The organism is Pseudonocardia sp. EV170527-09 (genome assembly GCF_008369905.1).
GTDB lineage: Bacteria > Actinomycetota > Actinomycetes > Mycobacteriales > Pseudonocardiaceae > Pseudonocardia.
Genome location: NZ_VRMC01000505.1, coordinates 1 through 263 on the forward strand (window position 1 = coordinate 1; position 263 = coordinate 263).

The following is a 263-nucleotide window of genomic DNA, read 5'->3' on the forward strand; positions in this document are numbered from 1 at the left end:
AGCGACGGTGGTGACCAGCCACAACAGCAGTGTCGCGACGAATCGCAAGCGCCCTCCTACGTTGGTGGGCGCCGCCTCAGTCCGACAGCGCCCGTCCCACGATCAGCGGGTCGGCGTGCCCGACCACCTCATGGTCCTTGTTGTCGTAATCGAACTTACCGAGAACATGGCGCATGGCGTTGATCCGGGCACGCTTCTTGTCGTTGCTCTTCACCACAGTCCACGGCGCGACCTCGGTGTCCGTCCAGGCGAACATCTCTTCC

1 pseudogene is annotated in these 263 nt (G+C 63.1%); it reads right to left on the reverse strand.

Annotated features, from left to right (window positions below):
• Positions 1–76: 76 nt before the first annotated feature.
• Positions 77–263, reverse strand: a pseudogene (locus FVA95_RS29945) (polyphosphate kinase 2); the annotation flags it as partial.